This is a genomic window from Commensalibacter sp. ESL0382 (assembly GCF_009725775.1).
GTDB lineage: Bacteria > Pseudomonadota > Alphaproteobacteria > Acetobacterales > Acetobacteraceae > Commensalibacter > Commensalibacter melissae.
The window spans coordinates 191,259-208,053 of sequence record NZ_WNII01000011.1 but is presented as its reverse complement, the minus strand read 5'-3'; the positions used below and the strand labels follow the sequence as shown (position 1 = coordinate 208,053).

The window sequence follows — 16,795 nt, the reverse complement described above, 5'->3', positions numbered from 1 at the left end:
TATAATTAGCGGTGTCTTTTTTGCTCTTTGATAATTTTACGCATAATAATGTTACGTTTAAGGCTTGAAATATGATCCACAAACAATATTCCATCAAGATGATCTGTTTCATGTTGAATACAACGTGCAAGCAATCCATCAGCCTCCATTTCTTGGCGACTTCCATTAATATCCATATAGCTGATTTTAATTTTTTCAGGGCGAATTACATCGGAATATTGATCTGGAAAAGACAAGCAACCTTCTTTATAACTTTCCAATTCTTCTGATTTCTCAATAACTTCAGGATTTATAATGACAATTTTTTCTGACTGATTATTCTGCATGAGATCAATAACGAAAAATCTCAGCCCAATTCCAACCTGAGGAGCAGCCAAACCGATACCACCTGCCTTGTACATGGTTTCAAACATCATGGGTAAAAGTTCTTTTACGTCTTTCAAATCCTCTTTTTCAACGATTTTGGTTTTTTTACGTAAAAAAGGGTTGGTTGCAAGTAAAACAGGTCTTGTTTCAATATCGTCATTCATTTTCTAAATTTGTGCCATAGTTTAAATTATTCTATCATTGTCTATATAAAGATTTAATATATTAATACAATATTTTGTTATAGTGCGAAATCTAATTTTAAAAGATATAATACTTGTAGTCCTTGGCGATTATTCCATATAATAAATATAGATAGGTGCCATTTTGGGCCTAGTTATATGTCTCGCTTCAATATATTAAAGGAGGGGGCTTTCATGTCAGGAAGGCTTTTTACATCGCCTATGTTCCTGGGCTTTGATCATTTGGAACAGATTTTAGAACGAGCGGCAAAATCGACTTCTGATGGTTATCCGCCCTATAATATAGAACAAATTGGATCTTCCAGTTTACGGATTACCTTGGCTGTGGCTGGTTTTATGATGGAAGATTTGCAAATAACGCAGGAAGATAATCAGCTGGTCATTCGTGGCAGGCAGCTTGAAGATAATGAAGAGCGTGTATTTCTTTACCGAGGAATTGCGGCAAGGCAATTTCAGAGAGCTTTTATTTTGGCTGAGGGTATCAAGGTTGAACGAGCATGGCTGGATAATGGTTTGCTTCATATTGATATTATCCGTCCCAAACCGGAGACAAGAATTCGCCATATTGAAATAGTACAAAATTCCAATGCAAGGCGTAAATCATATAATAAAGTTATGTCACAGAAAGTTGGCACATCAGATGCCTATCGCTCTGGTGCGATACGAAGTTTGCAACTTACAGAAAAAGAATGATATTATATTAAAAGATGCAGGATTATCTTGCCATCTGTTTTTAAAGGAGGTCTTGATCAATTATGAAAGATTTCGACATCAAGGAAAAATCTAAATTAATTGCGACCAAGGAAGGTAGTGACGTTGTTGATGTTCGTCATTTAACAGACAATCAGCTAAAAGCCTTGGGTGTGTCCCAACTGGCTTACGTAAAGGAAATCACGATCAATGGTGAACAGGCATTTGCCATTCATGCGGCTGATGGGACACCTATGGCAGTGACAGATAATGCCAAGACAGCATATGCTGCGATCTTGCAGCAGGAAATGATGCCTATCATGGTTCATTAATTGATAATAACAAGATAATATTCAATATAAAAAACAGGGATAACTCCCTGTTTTTTGTTCAAGATATCATTCCTGAATCCAGTAGGATTATCCTATCTTCATTTTGCTTATATATGACATTGATACGGTTATTATCCAGATTTTTAAACATCAATACCGGTCTTTCTGATAAATCTAGAACCATGATGGCATCTTGAAGCGATAATGTGTCTATATGAGTCGTTTTTTTATCAATGATTTTTGCATCTTTTTGAGATTCCACCGATGTTTCCAAGGGGATATCATTATCAATAATATATTGGTTGCCTTCGAATAATTCATGAGCGGGAGGGGCATGATCTCTTTTTGTAATCAACCTTCCCTTATATTTTTTCAGTCTGTTATGTAAATGTTCAAGGGCAATATTAAAAGATTCTTGTACATTATCTGCATTTGCCTCTCCACGTAATGAAAGGGATCGAGAAGCATGGATATGTATCTGACAACGATAATCGGATAGGGATTTGTTAAATGTTACTGAACAATCAACGATATTTTTAAAATATTTTTGCGTGATTTCTTGAAGATTTTGATTAATCTTGTTTCTAAACCAATCAGGAATATCAATTTTATTACCAAAGATGGAAATATCCATTACGGTTCTCCCTTAGTTATATTCCTTACTATTCTAGTATCTAATTTTTCAAAATTAAAGCTTTATCAACGCGTGGGTGGTAATTGTTCTATCATTTTGATTAACGGTAAGATCTATAGTTAACTTTTAACCGTTAAGGTGAATTATAATGTGAATTTTTCCCCCAAATAAACTCTACGTACATCTTCATGAGCGACCACTTCTTCAGGACGTCCTTCCATAAGAAGCTGGCCACTGTTCATGATATATGCCCTATCAATAATTTCCAGGGTTTCTCTTACATTATGATCCGTAATTAACACACCAATTTCACGATCCTTGAGATGGGAAACAAGATCACGAATTTCTCCGACAGCAATTGGATCAATTCCAGCTAAGGGCTCATCCAGAAGAATGTAATTCGGATCGCTGGCAAGCGCTCGGGCGATTTCCAAACGGCGTCTTTCTCCACCAGATAGGGAAAGGGAGGGGGAATGTCGTAAATGTGAAATTCCGAATTCCGCCAATAATCCATCAAGCGTTTCATGTCTTTTATCGGCATTGGATTCAACAACTTCCAGAACTGCCATAATATTTTGTTCTACATTCAACCCCCTAAATATACTTGCCTCTTGAGGCAGATAACCAATGCCAAGTCTTGCTCGCCGATACATTGGCAATTTGGTAATATCTGTGTTATCAAGACGAATTGATCCTGTATCTGGCTGAACTAACCCAACAATCATATAAAAACTTGTAGTCTTGCCAGCACCATTTGGGCCCAAAAGACCGACAGCTTCTCCTCGATGAACGCGTAAAGACACGTTTTTGACAACCTGTCGTTTTTTATAGGTTTTTCCTATGTTGTCTGCAAATAGCCCTTCATTATCAGGTAAATTTTTGGTTGATGATGTATTATTGGAAGCAGATTCGGTTTCAGGCATGGAATTTGAAACTCACTTATAAAAATTAAAAACTATTTTTTATCGCTTGGTTGATTATTTTGATTTGCTTGGTTTGGAACGACCAGTCCCTGGACTCTTTGACCAGGCATTTCTGTCATGTGAGCAATACCGGTATGCATGTTGATAATGGCAGCATGACCATTTAGCTGGTTTTGGCCTCTTGTGATATGAACATTGCCCACGATGCGGGCGATTCCTGTATTGGGAACATAAACACCGCGGTCTCCACGAACAGTTTCAGATTGGGTTCGCACGACAACGTTACCAAATGCGTTGACTTTTTCCAACTTTCCGGATTTGGTAAGGTCATCAGATTTCTTACTGTCAGTCACGTTATTTTTTTGTTCAGGTTTTTTTTGATCATCAGGGCTGCTATAGCCAACCAGTACATCCGCATTGATTTGTCGACCATCCTTGATATTAATTACGGTTGCATCACCCCGACCAACTGACATTCTGGTTTGGGAGTGATATTCCATGGCATCTTTTGCGGTCATGACATTTTGAGGGGTGGTTAATTTCATATGTTTACCCGTTAAAACCAGGGTTGCCTGATCAATATCATAAACTGCTTTATCTCCCCAGGCCTGATCGGTATTCGTATAAATATGAACATGACCATAAGCGTACAGACGATATATTTCATTTGAACCTGAATCGCTTTGAGTTATATCACCGCTTTTTTGTTGAGGATTGGGGTTTTGGGAGGACTTTGATTCTGTATCGCCAGCTTTTTTTCGATAATAGGCGATAAGTCTGTCTGCTGTGACCGTTACATTTTCACGAACTGCCTTGGCTTGATTATAGGCGGTCACTTTTTTGGCGTTTTGATCCCAGTCAAATCCTCCAAGAGCTGTAACCGTAATCTGTCCACCATGTGATAGATCTATACTTTGACCATGGACAGTATGGATGTTGAAAAAACCATAAAAGATACTTGAAATGGCAAAAGGTAATAAATTGCGTTTATTCATCAATTTTATTCCGATGATTTAGCTTGAGTAGGATTGGAGGAATTATTTTTTTTATCATCATTCAAGACCAATCGGCCTGGTCCCTTAAATTGAGCAATTCCGGCATGCAAGTCAAGGAAATAGGTTTGGGCATCCAAGATGCCAAAGGGTCCTTCAGCATGAATCCAGTTGTTGCCAGTCACAACAGAAGACTTTAAAGCAACGTCTGCCATATCGCTATACATGAAAACTCCATCATTTCGGTATAAAACAACATGTTTTATCAATCCTAAATCCTGTTCATGCTGTGTATAATTTCCCTTGTCTGCCGTGACCATCATCCAAACATTGTCCTGCAATAAAATATCAGCTTTTGGATTGCCTAGATGGATAAGATTGCTATTGTTAGATTTCTGAACAACTTTTTCAGATGTTATGGTGTAGGGTCGATTATGTGTATCCAAGCCATGAAAAGTAGCGTCAATCATGGTTCCACTTTCAATCTTGATACGGGAAAGCTGTTTCATCACTTCCTTGTTGGTATGCAAAGCCCGATCAATCTCCGGCCAGACAGCAATGGAACTTAACAAAACAAGGGCTGTAATTGGTAGGCCCCATTTAACCCACTTCATAATGGTGTTCCGGCGTTCCATTTCTGCGGGTTTAGGAATATGCCGTCTTTCAATGATATTTTGTGATCTATGATTTAAATATTTTTCCTTGTCCTGAAAATCGGTTCTTTCAATTTTGTTTTTAGAACTAGATTCTTCATTCGGTTGACTGTTTGTTGACATATTCATGCAATGCCCGCTCGTAAAAGGTCATGAATGTGCAAAACCCCTATTGGATGATTTCTGGAATCCACGACGAATAAACAGGTAATGGGATGACTATCATTATTCATGAGTTTCAGCGCTTCAGCAGCCAGCATATCGGATTTAATGGTCAGGGGCGAGGGATTCATGATTTCTTGAGTTGTCAATTTTCTTATATCTTTGTTGAATGCTCGCCTTAGATCGCCATCTGTTATCAGCCCGATCAGTCTCCCATTTTCAGAAATAATACCAATGCAACCCAAGGCTTTTTGAGTCATTTCCATGATTGCATCTGTGATAGGCATCCTTGAATGCCCCAAGGGGATATCCTTGTCTGTGTGCATTAAATCTTCAACAATCTTAAGTCTGCTGCCCAATCTACCTCCGGGATGATAAATACCGAAATCTGATGCGGTGAAGTGCCTCATTTTCAATAACGTTATTGCCAGGGCATCTCCCATTGCCAGTTGCATTAACGTGCTGGTCGTTGGTGCCAATCCCAGTGGGCATGCCTCCCTTGAATGGGGAAGTGAGAGAATTATGCTGGAATTTTTTGCCAAGGTCGATTGCGGATTGGTTGTTATGCTAATCAATGGGATGCTGAATCGTTTTGCATGAATAATTATATTGAATAATTCCTGGGTTTCACCAGAAGCGGATACAGCCAGAATGATGTCATCTTTTTGAATCATTCCCAGATCTCCATGAGAGGCCTCAGAAGGATGAACAAAGAGAGATGGTGTACCAGTGGAAGCCAGTGTTGATTGAATTTTTTTTGCAATATGCCCAGATTTGCCAATTCCGGTTAATACCACCCGACCATTAATTTCAGATATGAGATTGGCGGTTTCCAAGAAAGATTGAGTAAGTTCGGTTTTGTCTCGAAGTGCATTAATCAAATCCAGGATGCCATTAGATTCTATAGATAGAGCTTCAAGAGCTGTATCAATCTCTGATGAGGCAATTTTGGTCATTTCAATGCACTTGATTAAATTTAATTATTATTAAAACAGATATAATAATATATATAGAGTTTCAAAATGAAATGAAACTGTTAAATTCTTAACCACGATGATCGAATATATCAGGATCTAGATATCCGAGCTGATCCAGGGTGGCTCTTGTTGGTAAAAATGAAAAACAGGCTTCTGCAATTTCCAAACGGTTTTCCCTGATTAATAAAACTTTCAAGATTTCCCACAATTGGTGAAGATAAAGAACATCTGCAGCTGCATAGGTCAATTGTTCAATGCTCAGGGTTGGTGAACCCCAATCTGAAGTTTGTTGCTGTTTACTTAATTCAATATTGAGTAATTCTCTGCATAGAACAGCCAGTCCGTGTTTATCCGTAAAAGTTCTGACCAATTTAGCTGCAATTTTTGTACAAATTACGGATTTCATACTTATTTGAAAGGTTTTTTGTAATATCCCGACATCAAATCGGGCAAAGTGCATTAATTTTGCAATGGAGTGATCAGTAAGTAATTTTTTTAGATTGGGGCAGGAATTGAACCCTTTACCACCAAGCCGTTCGGGTACAAACTGGACAATATGAACCTGTCCATCCCCTTTGCTTAACTGAATCAAACAAAGCCGGTCTCGATCATGATTTAATCCCATGGTCTCAGTGTCAATTGCGACTATTTTTCCAAGATCTAGTCCGGAAGGTATATCATGCTGGTAAAGATGAATATGATCGGGAATTTGTTTATTGTTATTTTTCATAATTTGTCCAAGTGTTTATTAAATTTTAGCAAGAAAAAATGAATTGACTTATAATTTCACATTTCCAAGATCACATAAAATTTTCCAATGTTCTGAACTGATTGGCATTACTGACAATCTGGATTGTTTAATAAGTGTTATATCTTCCAGTTCAGGAATGGATTTGATTTTTTTTAGGGTAATGGGTACAGGTACCGAACATATTGTCTCTACATCCACACAAAACCATCTGTGTTCTGTATCGGTCGGATCGGGATAGGCCTCTTTATCAATTCTTACAATACCAACAATTTCCTTACCTTCATTGGAATGGTAGAAAAAAGCCAGATCATTTTTTTTCATTAATTGTAGATTTTTTTTCGCTTGATGATTTCTCACCCCTGTCCAGGGTTCGATTTTGTTTCTCAATTGTTCCTGCCATGAAAAAGCAGAAGGTTCCGATTTAATTAACCAATAATTTGTCATATTTATAAAACATTTATTTTTTATACCTATTGTATTATTATCACATATTTTGAAAATTTGAATTAAAATTCAGTCAATCTCAAACGGATGAAATTTATTATAACTCTTTAAAAATATGTAAAAAACAATTTTACAATATTTGTTGTCCATTTATTCATTTGCAAACCATCATGATTTATTTGATTTCCGCCAGTTGCAATTGTATCTGTATACTGATAATGATTCTCAATATCTCATGTTATTAATTATCATTATCAGTATTTTATTGGATGGATTTTTAAATTGTCAGGAATAAAAAGGACGCTTCAACCTGTATCATTGGCAGTAATGGTCGGATTATTAGGGAATGCCGCTATCACCAAATCTGCAAATGCAGAAAAATCGAACAATGCTGTTGCAGCATCAGCAAATAAAGTAAATCAACAAATAACAAAAGATCAAACAACAGATAACCAGTCAACAACGAATGAGCATATTCTTGTTCGTGGAAAAAAGAATGATAATATTCTGACGCAGAATACAGGTGTCAGTTTGATGCCACAGGATATCATGCATACCCCTCAGAATATCAATCTTGTTCCGGCCAAAATTATGGAAGAGCAAAATGTCAAATCTCTTGATGAAGCATTAAAAAATGTACCGGGGGTAACCTCTTCCGTTGGGGAGGGACGTGGCGGCATGTCCGGAAATCAGTTTCTCATCCGCGGTTTTCAGGCCCAGAATGATATTTATGAAGATGGCCTGAGAGATTTCGGTGTTTATAGCCGTGACAGTTTCAATTATGAAAATGTTGTGGTTATTAAGGGTCCATCTTCATCTGTATTTGGGAATGGAACTACGGGTGGTGCCATTAATGTTGTAACAAAAAAACCAATTTTGAAAGATCAATATAAAGCTGAATTTACTGGTGGAAACGGTGATTATTACCGTGGCACTTTTGATTTGAACAAGCAGATTAATGATAATATTGCTGTTCGTATGGAAGGTATGGCCAACAGCAATAATGTTGTGGGAAGAGATAATTTATATTCCCATCGTTGGGGTCTGGCGCCATCCATAGCTTTTGGTCTGGGAACAGATTTAAGTTATGTTTTGCAATTTGTACATCAACAGGATGATCGCATTCCTGATTATGGTGTTCCTGTAATTACAAAACCTGGTCATACAATTGGTAGACCTGCGACTGAATATGGAATAAGAAGGGGAAATTGGTATGGTAACAAAATGGATAAGGACCAAACCCAGGATAACCAGGTTACGGGACGCTTAACCTATAACATCACTCCTGATATTGTTATCCATAACGATACTCGATATGGTAATTATCAACGTCAGTTTTCTGTTACACGACCTAAATGTACGCCAGCAGATTGTAGTGACCCATATTTTGATGGTCGTCCTCAGGATGCTATTATTCAAACGGCAGGTCCAAGTCCATATGAACAGAGCACTTGGTCGTTCCAAAACGTTTTATCAACAATTGCCAATTTCAATACAAGTTTTATCAAACATCAATTAACGGCTGGTGTTGACATTGCCTATGCTCATGAAAGCCGTCATTACGGGCAATTTTCCGCATCCCTGCCAAACAACAATCTTGTTCATCCAACGGATGCGATTGATTATCCAATACATATCATGCCTGGTGATCCCAACAGTAAAGTAGGGGATCCATCCCGTAGATATGGGCATTCCCGTGATGTTGGTGTTTTCTTGTATGACCAGATATGGTTCACCAAAGCCTGGTCAATTAAGGGTGGTTTCCGTTATGACAACTGGGAAGCGTTTTATAATACCCAAGGGGGCAAATCCTTTACAACGCACCGTATGTCGACGAACGATAATGTGTTCAATCCGACAGTAAGTTTGCTCTTCAATCCTGATGAAAATCAGGCCTACTATTTCACATGGTCATCCTCTACAACGCCATTAGGTATGTATTTGACGAATTCGTATGCACCGATGAAGGATGGTCAAAACGGAATGAAACCGGAAAAAAGCCATTTATATGAACTGGGTGGAAAATGGAGTCTTTTGAATCAGCGGTTGGGACTGACAGCATCTTTGTTCCATCTTGAAAAAAGCAACCAGATGGTTAGTGATCCATTGTCAGGAGCGGTGACAAGTACGGGTGACAAAGGTTACAATCAGGGGATTGAATTGGGTATATCCGGTAATATTACGAATAATTGGAGCGTTTATGGTGCCTTTGCTGCATATCATAGCAAAGTTACAGGTTCTTTAACGCCTAATGTCAAGGGAAATCGCATGTTCTATGTTCCCTCTCATCAGGGAAATTTATGGACAACGTATAATATAATGCCCAATACACCATACAACCTGTTGATTGGTGGAGGTGTAACATGGCGTGGACCAGTTTATTTGAATAACAGAAACAATGCAAAAGTACCATCAAATGTAACGATTGATGCCATGCTTTCTCATAAATTCGACGATCATTGGAAAGTGTCGTTCAATATTTACAATCTGACCAACCGTTTGAACTATGACTCTTTATTCAGTAATCGTGTGACACCATCTAATGGTAGAGCATTTATGTTCAGTTTGAACATGTTAGAATAACTTCAAAATATAATTAGGTTAGTTTGATGATCATTCATATTCCTCAAGTTTTAAATAAAGAAGAGTTGGCTTACGTTCAGTCTGTTTATAGACGGGCGCCTTTTGTAGATGGTAAGGTAACAGCAGGTGAACAATCTGCCCAGGTCAAGCGTAATATACAAATTGACCAGAAATCATCCGAAAGTAAAGAATTGGGAGAAATTATATTGAAAGCTCTGGGACGTAATCCGATTTTCAATTCCGCAGTTGTTCCTTATCGGGTTTGCCCGCCTTTATTCAACCGTTATGATGAAGGCATGGAGTTTCCCGATCATGTTGATAATGCGTTACGTCCAATTCATGAAGCCAATATGCGTATCAGAACGGATGTATCCTCGACTTTGTTTTTAAATAATCCTGAGGATTATGATGGTGGAGAGCTGATCATGCATGATCCAAGTGGTGCGCAATCAATCAAGCTTCCTGCTGGCGACATGATTGTTTACCCAACCTACAGCTTGCATTCTGTCAGCAAAATAACGCGTGGCAGTCGTTGGGCATCTTTTTTCTGGACCCAGTCAATGATTCGAGATTCTGACAAGAGGCGGGTTTTATTTGATTTGGATATGTCGATTATTAAGTTAAGAACCAGAATGGATGATAATGATCCTCAGATTTTAGAGTTGACAAATGTTTATCATAATTTGATGCGATTATGGTGTGAGCTATAGACTGAAATAATTTTTAAAAAAGCACTAAAAAAATAAAGTGCTTTTTTTGATTAAAACCTAATGAAATAAAAACATATTTATTAAATATATTTTTATTTATTGACCTTTATAAATAAAAGAAAACCAATCTGAATGCCATAATGACTGACTGTGCTTACATGTTCGGTATAATATAAATCAATTATCCGTTGGGTATAGTTTCATTATTCCATAAGGATTCAAATGTTTGTCGTGGTTTGATAACAAATAATCTTTTATCCTTGATCATCAATTGTAAAGCTTGGGGACGGGCATTATAAGAGGAACTCATGACGTGTCCATAGGCACCGGCATCCAGAATGGCAATTTCATCATTTTCCCTTAATTGGGGAAGTAACCGTTGGCGAGCAAAAATATCACTGGATTCGCATATTGGACCGTCAATATTCTGTTTTTCCATGGGACGCTTATATATTTCAGCCTGTATAGGTAAGATACCGTGCCACGCATCGTACATCGCTGGGCGCAAAAGGTCGTTCATGGCAGCATCAAGAATAATGAAAGGGGCCGCCTCAGGCCCATTGTTTTTTCTTCTGACGACTTTGCTGATCAGGATGCCTGCCGGACCAACCAGCCAGCGGCCAGGTTCAATGCAAATACGGATATTAAGGGAAGAGAAAATTCCTTGCATTAAATTAGCTAGAGCATATGGGTCGGACTCTTTTTCGTCATAGTAAGAAATGCCAAAACCACCTCCACAGTCTAGAACAGAGACTTCTAATCCTTCTTTGCGTGCTTGTTTAACAAGTTTCGCCATTTTTAAAAAAGCTTTTTTATAGGGTTCTACAGATGAAATCTGACTACCAATATGGACATCAAATCCCAATGGGAGAATATTATCCAGTTGGCTTGCTTCTTTGTAAACCTGAAGAGCTTGCTCATAAGCGATACCAAATTTGTTTTCCGCCAAACCTGTAGTAATTTTATGATGCGTTCTGGCATCGACATCAGGATTGATTCTTAAACAAATTGCGGCTTTTTTTCCTGTATCCATTGCTATTTTAGAAATAAGATGAAGCTCTTCACGGCTCTCAACATTGATTTGGCCTATTTCTAATTGAATGGCGGCTTTTAATTCTTCCTCTGTTTTTCCCACTCCTGAAAAACAAATTTTTCGTGGGTTGATATTGACTTTTAGTGCTCTCTTTAATTCACCCAGACTGACAATGTCAACTCCCGCTCCTTCTTTTGCCAAAAGATCAAGTATGGCCAGATGATCATTTGCTTTCACGGCATAATGAATAGAAATGTCCATTTTGTTTTGCAGAAATGCTTTAGAAAGTTTTTGAAAACGTGATGTTAATATATCTGCATTGATTACCCATACCGGACTACCATAATGATCAGTAAGAGATTGAAGTGAAACTTTACCAAAACAGAGCCCCTTCTTTTCATCAATAATAAAGTCTGGATGCGTTTGTAAAAGGGTTTGATAATTTGTTTCAGGTTCGGTTTTAGAAGATGACATTAATCAAAAAGCCTTTAGTCGGAAAAAAATAATATTATACTGATTTTATAACAATCTATAAAAAACAGTAGGATAGAATAATATAATTATTCTTTATTAAGGAAAAAAGAAATAGCGATAAGGGATGGAAAATTGAATATTTTTATCAGGATATTTGCATGTACGATATTTATATCGATTTCAACCTTATCCTATTCCGTTCCCGCAAAAGATTTGCCAGGCATTAGCCAAAAAAACAATCATCGACAATTGGTAAATGCTGCAGAGAAACCTTGGCAGATTTTGGGACGTGTACAAACAGAGCTTGGTACGCATTGTACGGGATTTCTTGTCAGTTCAAGATTGGTGATAACTGCAGCTCATTGTTTATGGATTAGAAAAACCAATCATTTTGTCAACCCACATTCTGTTCATTTTCTTCTGGGATACCAGCGACAAACTTATCGATCAGCTTATAATGTCCTTAATATTATTAAATCAGAAAATTATAAGGGAGAGGGTTCGGAAAAAGCCACATTGGACAATATTCACCATGACTGGGCCTATCTTGTGCTTAATGATAAAAAAACAAATCAAGAGGATTTTTTCGGTTTTAATAAAGATCAACCCTATATCGGTATGAATATATATCTGGCTGGTTATGATCAGGACCGTCAGGAAGTCTTATATGCTGATCAAGAATGTCATGTAACCGATATATTAAAAAATAATGGGGGTAAAACCATTCTTGCGCATGACTGTCAAGCCACATATGGAAGTAGTGGTGCCCCTTTGTTTACAGTAAATAAAAATAAGGAATGGGTTATAACGGCCATTCAGATTGCCGCTTATTCAGATCGTCCCGGTGGCATGGCCGTGTTACTCACCACTCCACCCAGGGATTAATGGATTAGTCTTGAGGTGGATAGGCTCGGGGATAAATTACTTTTTCGGGGGGACCAACCGGTTTAGGAGATGCTTTTTTGCCACATCCAGATAGGGTGATTGTGAGGATTGCAAGACTACCAAGAGCGAAAAAAAGAGAAAAAAAACGTTTCATGATATATCCTTTAATTTATCGATCCATATTTTTGCAGATTTTCTTACATTTTTGGGAGCGGTGCCACCTTCACTGGTTCGAGAGGCAAGTGAGGACTGAACTCCTAAAACTGAATATATATCATTGTTAATCAAAGGTTCGATTTCCTGCATTTTTTGTAAAGGCACATTCTCAAGAGCAAGATTATGTGTTTCGGCATAGCTGACAATTTTTCCTGTTACATGATGAGCTGATCTGAAGGGTAATTCTAATTCTTTAACCAGCCAGTCTGCGAGATCTGTGGCTGTAGAGAAACCGGACCCTGCCCAATAGGCCATATTGTCTTGATTGGCCTTTAAATCTGCAATCATTCCTGAACAAGCGGCTAAACACAGAATAATAGTTTCGGTTGCAGCAAAAACCTGTTCCTTGTCTTCTTGCATATCTTTAGCATATGCGAGAGGAAGACCCTTCATGACGGTCAAAAGTCCTGTAAGCGCCCCTGAAATTCGTCCAACTTTGGCCCGGACCAGTTCGGCGGCATCTGGATTTCGTTTTTGTGGCATGATGGATGAACCTGTAGTATAGGCATCTGAAAGCTGGATAAAAGAAAAAGGAGGTGAACACCAAATTACAATTTCTTCCGCCATGCGTGAAAGATGAATCGACATGATGGAAAGAGCGGAAAGATATTCCAGGGCAAAATCACGATCAGAGACCGCGTCAAGTGAATTTGCCATGGGACGGTCAAATCCCAATAATTTAGAAGTCAATTGGCGGTCAATTGGGAATGAGGTGCCAGCTAAAGCCGCCGCACCCAAGGGATTTTCATTTAGTCGTCTGCGTGCATCTATCAATCGTCCCCGATCCCGATTCAACATTTCTGTATAAGCCAGTAAATGATGACCGAACGTTACCGGTTGGGCAGATTGCAAATGAGTGAAACCGGGCATAGCTGTTTCCGCATATTCCAGAGCTCGGGAAGCAAGGGTCAGCATCAGATGATTTATCATTGGAATTAATTCATCGATATTTTGTCTGATCCATAAACGAAAATCTGTCGCAACTTGGTCATTTCTTGAACGTGCTGTATGAAGCCTTTTTCCCGCCTCACCGATACGTTCTGCCAAACGGGCTTCGATATTCATATGAATATCCTCAAGGGCTCTGCTAAATTCGAATTGACCAGATTGAATTTCTCGCTCAATTTCCCTAAGGCCTTGATGAATACTGTTTTTATCCGTTTCGGAAATTATTTTCTGTTTGGCCAGCATTTCTGCATGAGCTATTGACCCTTGTATATCCTGTTTCCATAAGTTTTTATCAAAGCCGATAGAGGCATTTATTTGCTCCATAATGGCTGAAGGTCCAGAGGTGAAACGTCCTCCCCACTGTTTGTTGGCAGTTTTTTGGTTCAAGAATTCAATCTCCTAATTTGTTAGTATTTAATCTTACGTAATTAATATTTAAACTGTATTAATGAAGAACTTATCCTATTCGAACATAAAGAATCAATATTTTGAGAATTGAGGATGTTTTCAATATGAAAATGCACAGTTTTATGAAAGAAAAACAAGATAATATAAAGTCTGATTCACAATATTTAACTTTGTTATCCCAATGGATGAAATTTGAACAACATAATGAAAATTGGCAAGAAAATATTCTAACAAAACTTGGATCTTTTCCGCATCTTTTTACCTATGACAAAAATCAGTTAATTGAGGAATTCAATTTATCTGAAAAGGATATAGCGTTTATTTCCCTTATTTATGCAGCAAGCATACGTATTTTGAAATCAGAAATTTATAATAAAAACATTCTACAGTTTAAAAAATATTTAACCGATTATCTAATTGCTTTCTTATCAAGAGAAACGATTGAACATTTCTATATTATTCTTCTCGATAGGAATGCCCATATCATTTCAATCAGTCATCAAGCTTCAGGAACCGTGACTACCACATCCATCCATATCCGTGAAATAGCGAAATATGCTCTTAAATTCGATGTTGAATCCTTGATTCTGGTACATAATCATCCCAGTGGAATAGCGTTACCTTCGGAGGCGGATAAAAAGTTAACATATATATTAGTTGAAGCCTTGGAAGCAGTTAGTATTGATATCGCCGATCATATAATAATCGGGAATGGTATCTATTTTTCTTTTGTGGAAAGTGGATTGCTTAATCCCCAGAACAAAGAAATGATAATGCCGCTTTAATTCCGAATTCTCCGGGTAAACCATTATATGGAAAATTTATATTGACATGTCCCATTTTTCGACCCGGTTTTGCTTCCTTTTTTCCGTATAAATGTCCTATCATTCGATCATTTTCCAAAATTTTTGGCCAATATTCCAGTGTTTGGGGGCCTATAAGATTTTTCATGATGGCATCCGAATGTCGAGCTATAGGCGGTAAGGGAAGATTTGCGACAGCACGAATATGCATTTCAAATTGGTCAAAGGGACAGGCATTCATTGTCCAATGTCCTGAATTGTGAGGACGGGGTGCTATTTCATTGACAAGAATATTATCCTGATCATCAATGAACATTTCAACTCCCAAGATACCAACAAGTTTGAGAGCCTGGGCTATCTTAACTGCGATCTCTTTGGCTTTATTTTGCAATGCTGAGGTAATTCGGGCTGGTGCGATACTGAGGTCAAGAATTCCATTTTTATGTCGGTTTTCAGTAACATCGAATGTTTGTAATTCATCATGTTCATTCTGAACAACCATCACGCTGATTTCTTTATAAAAGTTTACTTTTTTTTCAGCAATTAGAGGATGAGGATTCAAATTTTTAAAGGCTTTTTTGAATTCTTCGTCGGTACGGATAACGGCCTGACCTTTACCATCATATCCCAATCTAGTGGTTTTAAGGATAAAAGGAAATCCCAGTTTTTCTGCCGCATTTATGCCATCTTCTAACTGAAAAACAGAAATCCATTGAGTGGTTGGAATATCATGTTGATTTAAAAAGTCTTTTTCAAGAAACCTGTCTTGGCTGATTTTTAAGACATTGCTGGAAGGATGAACAGGTCGTACGGTGGCAAGATATTCTATTCCTTCTATATTTATATTTTCAAATTCAAATGTTATTACATTAACCTGTTCAGCAAATTGTTTTAAAATTGATTGATCATGATAAGATCCAACCGTAATGCCAGAAGCCACTTGAGCGGCAGGGGCATCCATAATGTCAGATAAAATATGTGTTCTAAATCCAAGACGTGCCGCCGCTATAGCAGACATTCTGCCTAATTGTCCGCCTCCAACGATTCCTATGGTTGAATTAGGTAAGAGCATAAGTCCCTCTTATTAATAATGTATAATTAAAGTGGAGAAATAGCGACAGAATCTGTTTGTGTTTTGCGCCAGGAAACTAAGCGTTGGGCGATTGACTGATCAGCGATGGATAGGATAGATACTGCCAAAAGCGCGGCATTAATAGCTCCAGCTTTTCCGATGGCCAGGGTGCCAACCGGAATACCTGCAGGCATTTGCACAATTGATAACAAACTGTCCTTGCCGTTTAGGGCATGGGTTTGCATTGGTACACCAAGAACTGGCAAATGTGTCCAGGCGGCAACCATACCGGGAAGATGTGCAGCGCCACCTGCGCCTGCAATAATAACCCTGATCCCCCGTTCAACAGCGGATGTTGCATATTCCCTTAATCGATCGGGTGTGCGATGAGCCGATACAATTCTTACTTCATGTGATATATCAAGTTTTTTTAATATATCAGCACTGTGACTCATAATATCCCAGTCCGACTGGCTGCCCATAATAACACCAACAGCAAGGGAGATATTTGATGAAGAGGGATGGGATAATGGCAT

At 38.1% G+C, this 16,795-nt stretch carries 19 protein-coding genes; 6 read left to right on the top strand and 13 right to left on the bottom strand.

Features of this window, described 5'->3' with window-relative positions; all coding sequences use genetic code 11:
• Nucleotides 1-5: 5 nt before the first annotated feature.
• Nucleotides 6-530, bottom strand: a complete 525-nt coding sequence (gene def / locus GM552_RS05200; RefSeq protein ID WP_155565568.1) for a peptide deformylase — start codon at nt 528-530, stop codon at nt 6-8.
• Between the two features lie 213 nt (nt 531-743).
• On the opposite strand from def, the gene GM552_RS05195 reads away from it, so the two are divergent.
• Both GM552_RS05195 and GM552_RS05190 read left to right on the top strand, forming a co-directional pair.
• On the top strand, nt 744-1,262 hold the full coding sequence (locus GM552_RS05195; RefSeq protein ID WP_122123698.1) for an Hsp20 family protein: 519 nt from the start codon (nt 744-746) through the stop codon (nt 1,260-1,262).
• A 62-nt stretch (nt 1,263-1,324) separates the two neighbouring features.
• On the top strand, nt 1,325-1,591 hold the full coding sequence (locus GM552_RS05190; RefSeq protein ID WP_110438132.1) for a DUF1150 family protein: 267 nt from the start codon (nt 1,325-1,327) through the stop codon (nt 1,589-1,591).
• 58 nt (nt 1,592-1,649) lie between these two features.
• Here GM552_RS05190 and hpf read toward each other — a convergent pair whose 3' ends face one another.
• The 7 genes from hpf to GM552_RS05155 form a co-directional block, all read right to left on the bottom strand.
• Nucleotides 1,650-2,225, bottom strand: a complete 576-nt coding sequence (gene hpf, locus GM552_RS05185; protein ID WP_155565567.1) for a ribosome hibernation-promoting factor, HPF/YfiA family — start codon at nt 2,223-2,225, stop codon at nt 1,650-1,652.
• 143 nt (nt 2,226-2,368) lie between these two features.
• A complete protein-coding gene (lptB, locus tag GM552_RS05180; RefSeq protein WP_122123696.1) occupies nt 2,369-3,148 on the bottom strand; it encodes an LPS export ABC transporter ATP-binding protein in 780 nt (259 codons plus the stop codon).
• Between the two features lie 32 nt (nt 3,149-3,180).
• Entirely contained in the window at nt 3,181-4,143 is a 963-nt protein-coding gene (locus tag GM552_RS05175) for an LptA/OstA family protein (protein WP_155565566.1), read from the bottom strand.
• A gap of 5 nt (nt 4,144-4,148) precedes the next feature.
• Complete coding sequence (lptC, locus tag GM552_RS05170; RefSeq protein ID WP_230882761.1) at nt 4,149-4,922, bottom strand: LPS export ABC transporter periplasmic protein LptC; 774 nt, start codon at nt 4,920-4,922, stop codon at nt 4,149-4,151.
• Nucleotides 4,919-5,911 (bottom strand): SIS domain-containing protein, encoded by a 993-nt coding sequence (locus tag GM552_RS05165; protein ID WP_155565565.1) that lies wholly within the window; start codon nt 5,909-5,911, stop codon nt 4,919-4,921. The genes lptC and GM552_RS05165 overlap by 4 nt, the downstream gene beginning before the upstream one ends.
• A gap of 88 nt (nt 5,912-5,999) precedes the next feature.
• Nucleotides 6,000-6,662, bottom strand: coding sequence for a ribonuclease D (locus tag GM552_RS05160; protein ID WP_155565564.1), 663 nt, complete (start codon nt 6,660-6,662; stop codon nt 6,000-6,002).
• Between the two features lie 48 nt (nt 6,663-6,710).
• On the bottom strand, nt 6,711-7,127 hold the full coding sequence (locus tag GM552_RS05155; protein ID WP_155565563.1) for an EVE domain-containing protein: 417 nt from the start codon (nt 7,125-7,127) through the stop codon (nt 6,711-6,713).
• Nucleotides 7,128-7,409: 282 nt separating this feature from the next.
• On the opposite strand from GM552_RS05155, the gene GM552_RS05150 reads away from it, so the two are divergent.
• Together GM552_RS05150 and GM552_RS05145 are read left to right on the top strand one after the other, a co-directional pair.
• Entirely contained in the window at nt 7,410-9,710 is a 2,301-nt protein-coding gene (locus GM552_RS05150) for a TonB-dependent siderophore receptor (RefSeq protein WP_230882760.1), read from the top strand.
• 26 nt (nt 9,711-9,736) lie between these two features.
• Nucleotides 9,737-10,420, top strand: coding sequence for a Fe2+-dependent dioxygenase (locus tag GM552_RS05145; protein WP_110438124.1), 684 nt, complete (start codon nt 9,737-9,739; stop codon nt 10,418-10,420).
• Between the two features lie 181 nt (nt 10,421-10,601).
• On the opposite strand, the gene lysA is transcribed toward GM552_RS05145, so the two are convergent.
• Nucleotides 10,602-11,927 (bottom strand): diaminopimelate decarboxylase, encoded by a 1,326-nt coding sequence (gene lysA / locus GM552_RS05140; protein ID WP_155565562.1) that lies wholly within the window; start codon nt 11,925-11,927, stop codon nt 10,602-10,604.
• Between the two features lie 132 nt (nt 11,928-12,059).
• On the opposite strand from lysA, the gene GM552_RS05135 reads away from it, so the two are divergent.
• A complete protein-coding gene (locus GM552_RS05135; RefSeq protein ID WP_155565561.1) occupies nt 12,060-12,812 on the top strand; it encodes a serine protease in 753 nt (250 codons plus the stop codon).
• A 4-nt stretch (nt 12,813-12,816) separates the two neighbouring features.
• Here GM552_RS05135 and GM552_RS08875 read toward each other — a convergent pair whose 3' ends face one another.
• Nucleotides 12,817-12,966, bottom strand: coding sequence for a hypothetical protein (locus GM552_RS08875; protein ID WP_196424512.1), 150 nt, complete (start codon nt 12,964-12,966; stop codon nt 12,817-12,819).
• Complete coding sequence (gene argH / locus GM552_RS05130; RefSeq protein ID WP_230882759.1) at nt 12,963-14,363, bottom strand: argininosuccinate lyase; 1,401 nt, start codon at nt 14,361-14,363, stop codon at nt 12,963-12,965. Before argH ends, GM552_RS08875 begins: the two co-directional genes overlap by 4 nt.
• 143 nt (nt 14,364-14,506) lie before the next feature.
• Between argH and GM552_RS05125 the strand changes: the two genes are divergently transcribed.
• Entirely contained in the window at nt 14,507-15,169 is a 663-nt protein-coding gene (locus GM552_RS05125; RefSeq protein WP_196424856.1) for a RadC family protein, read from the top strand.
• On the opposite strand, the gene GM552_RS05120 is transcribed toward GM552_RS05125, so the two are convergent.
• Together GM552_RS05120 and purE are read right to left on the bottom strand one after the other, a co-directional pair.
• Nucleotides 15,132-16,259 (bottom strand): 5-(carboxyamino)imidazole ribonucleotide synthase, encoded by a 1,128-nt coding sequence (locus GM552_RS05120; protein WP_155565559.1) that lies wholly within the window; start codon nt 16,257-16,259, stop codon nt 15,132-15,134. The two genes, GM552_RS05125 and GM552_RS05120, sit on opposite strands and share 38 nt — an antisense overlap.
• A gap of 26 nt (nt 16,260-16,285) precedes the next feature.
• Nucleotides 16,286-16,795 carry a 5-(carboxyamino)imidazole ribonucleotide mutase gene (gene purE / locus GM552_RS05115; RefSeq protein ID WP_155565558.1) on the bottom strand — a complete coding sequence of 170 codons (510 nt, stop codon included), beginning with the start codon at nt 16,793-16,795 and terminating at the stop codon, nt 16,286-16,288.

Bases quoted from the DNA above. Each gene is read 5' to 3' on its own strand.
- def (WP_155565568.1), bottom strand. From the start codon at position 530: ATGAATGACGATATTGAAACAAGACCTGTTTTACTTGCAACCAACCCT.
- GM552_RS05195 (WP_122123698.1), top strand. From the start codon at position 744: ATGTCAGGAAGGCTTTTTACATCGCCTATGTTCCTGGGCTTTGATCAT.
- GM552_RS05190 (WP_110438132.1), top strand. From the start codon at position 1,325: ATGAAAGATTTCGACATCAAGGAAAAATCTAAATTAATTGCGACCAAG.
- hpf (WP_155565567.1), bottom strand. From the start codon at position 2,225: ATGGATATTTCCATCTTTGGTAATAAAATTGATATTCCTGATTGGTTT.
- lptB (WP_122123696.1), bottom strand. From the start codon at position 3,148: ATGCCTGAAACCGAATCTGCTTCCAATAATACATCATCAACCAAAAAT.
- GM552_RS05175 (WP_155565566.1), bottom strand. From the start codon at position 4,143: ATGAATAAACGCAATTTATTACCTTTTGCCATTTCAAGTATCTTTTAT.
- lptC (WP_230882761.1), bottom strand. From the start codon at position 4,922: ATGAATATGTCAACAAACAGTCAACCGAATGAAGAATCTAGTTCTAAA.
- GM552_RS05165 (WP_155565565.1), bottom strand. From the start codon at position 5,911: ATGACCAAAATTGCCTCATCAGAGATTGATACAGCTCTTGAAGCTCTA.
- GM552_RS05160 (WP_155565564.1), bottom strand. From the start codon at position 6,662: ATGAAAAATAACAATAAACAAATTCCCGATCATATTCATCTTTACCAG.
- GM552_RS05155 (WP_155565563.1), bottom strand. From the start codon at position 7,127: ATGACAAATTATTGGTTAATTAAATCGGAACCTTCTGCTTTTTCATGG.
- GM552_RS05145 (WP_110438124.1), top strand. From the start codon at position 9,737: ATGATCATTCATATTCCTCAAGTTTTAAATAAAGAAGAGTTGGCTTAC.
- lysA (WP_155565562.1), bottom strand. From the start codon at position 11,927: ATGTCATCTTCTAAAACCGAACCTGAAACAAATTATCAAACCCTTTTA.
- GM552_RS08875 (WP_196424512.1), bottom strand. From the start codon at position 12,966: ATGAAACGTTTTTTTTCTCTTTTTTTCGCTCTTGGTAGTCTTGCAATC.
- GM552_RS05125 (WP_196424856.1), top strand. From the start codon at position 14,507: ATGAAAGAAAAACAAGATAATATAAAGTCTGATTCACAATATTTAACT.
- GM552_RS05120 (WP_155565559.1), bottom strand. From the start codon at position 16,259: ATGCTCTTACCTAATTCAACCATAGGAATCGTTGGAGGCGGACAATTA.
- purE (WP_155565558.1), bottom strand. From the start codon at position 16,795: ATGCCATTATCCCATCCCTCTTCATCAAATATCTCCCTTGCTGTTGGT.